At 73.4% G+C, this 1,925-nt stretch carries 1 protein-coding gene; it reads right to left on the bottom strand.

The annotated features are described in order from the left end of the window. On the bottom strand, positions 1 to 1,925 hold a 1,925-nt coding region (locus tag A9W96_RS29785; RefSeq protein WP_156765474.1), incomplete at both ends, for a DUF3367 domain-containing protein.

Raw genomic sequence — 1,925 nt, 5'->3', positions numbered from 1 at the left:
TTGAAGGTGTGCCGCGCGTCGCCCGGGGCCCGGACGGCCGACGAATGTTGGTCCACCCGGCCGTAATCCGTCTCGCGGGCCACCGGGGTGTCGGTGATGGTCACCCCGGCGCTCGTCGCCAGCCCCGCGGCGCGCGCGTCGGCGCTCAGCAGCGCCGGGCCCAGCGGCGGCCGGCCCAGCAGCCGCCGCCGTTCGTCCAGGCGCAGCAGCGCCTCCGGCCCGCCGTCGATCCGGGTCATCCGGTCGGCGTCGACGAAATACGGTGTGCCCGGGTCGTCATCGCCGCCGACCCGGTAGATCTCGACCGCCGGATACCGTGGCCGCAGCCCGCTGTCCGCGACGAAACCGGCCAGGGTGCCGGGGCCCACCGGCGCGCCGAACTGGGCGACCTTGCGCAGTCCGGGCGACCCGTCGATGGCGCGGTGCACCAGGATGGGGCGTGCCGAGCGCGACGTGTCGGGGTCCAGGTCGTTGCGCACCGCCAGATATGAAATACCTTGCCGGACAAGGGTATCTGCCAGCCCAGCCGAGGGGCGGCCGGCGGCGAACAGGCGCTGCACCGAATCGAGGGCGCGGATTGTCTGCGGTGGGGTCAACGGAATGGAGTCGCGCACCCCCCACGGGCTGGCGCCCAGCACCTGCAGCGGCTCGTCATGGCTGGTGCCCCACACCTGGGTGGCGAACGGCGCCCCGGGAACGACGAGCACCCGCCCGGCCGCCGGTGTGCCGGTGTTGTGTTCGGTGAGCCAGTCGGCGGCCTCATGCCAGTACTGCGGGATCGCGGTGAACGTCCCCGGCGGGGCCAGCCGACCGGTCCACGCCAGCGACGTGCTGACCAGCAGCGCCGTCACGACCGCGATCGCCGCCGCCACCCGTTTGTCGCGCTCGGGGTGCGCAAAGGCGCGCAGCCACAACGTCATTGGCGCGCTGCCCGGCAGCGGTATCCGGCCCAGCAGCTGCGCGAGGCCCAGCACCACCGGGATTCTGATCACCGATCCGAGCTTGTGCACGTTGCGCAGCGGGGCGCCGCCGGCGTCCAGGAAGGCCTGCACCGCGTGCGCCACCGGCGAGCCCAGCCCGCCGCTGTATCCGGCGGCCATCAGCACCACCCCGACCAGCAGCATGGTCACCAACCGCCCGCGCGTCGGCATCGCCGGGCGGGTCAGCCCCGCGAGTCCGGCCGCAGCGACCAGACAGGTGCCCAGGATGGCCGCCGACCCGGTCACCAGCGGAGCGCCCGCGGTGGCGGTCGGCGCCACGTACGGGGTCCAGCTGTCGGTGCCGCGCAGCATCTCGACCAGCGACGACCACTGCGTCGTCACGCCGGACGATTCGATGAAGTCCAGGAACGGCGGGCTGATGGCGCGCAGCATCATCAGCGCGACCCCCCACCACAGCGTGGCCAGCGCCAGCGCCACCAGCCACCACCCGGTGTATCGCCACCACGACCGGTTGGGTCGGTGGCATGCCCACCAGATCACCGCCGGCAGGCAGCCGGCCGCGGTCGCGATGGCGTTCACCGCGCCCATCAGCGCGATGGCCAGGCCCGCCTGCCCGGCCAGCGCGCGCACCGACCGGTCGCCGGTGGCGCGCAGGGCCAGGATCGTGGGCAGCAAGACCCACGGCGCCAGCATCATCGGCAGGGTTTCCGACGAGATCGAGCCGAGCGTGGTCAGCACTCGCGGGGACAGCGCGAACGCGACGGCGGCGATCACCCGCGACGCCGGGCTGCCGATCCGCAGCGCCTCGGCGACGCGCAGCAGCCCCCAGAAGCCGACGGTGAGCAGCAGCGCCCACCACAGTCGCTGGGTGATCCAGCCGGGCACGCCCAGCGCGTGGCCGAGCAGAAAGAAGGTGCCGTGCGGAAACAGGTAGCCGTAGGCCTGGTTCTGCGCCTGCCCGAACGGCAGCTCGCTGTTCCACAG

Source organism: Mycobacterium sp. 1245852.3 (genome assembly GCF_001669335.1).
Lineage (GTDB): Bacteria > Actinomycetota > Actinomycetes > Mycobacteriales > Mycobacteriaceae > Mycobacterium > Mycobacterium europaeum_A.
The sequence above is the reverse complement of the archived record's forward strand: the minus strand, read 5'-3'. Positions and strand labels throughout refer to the sequence as shown.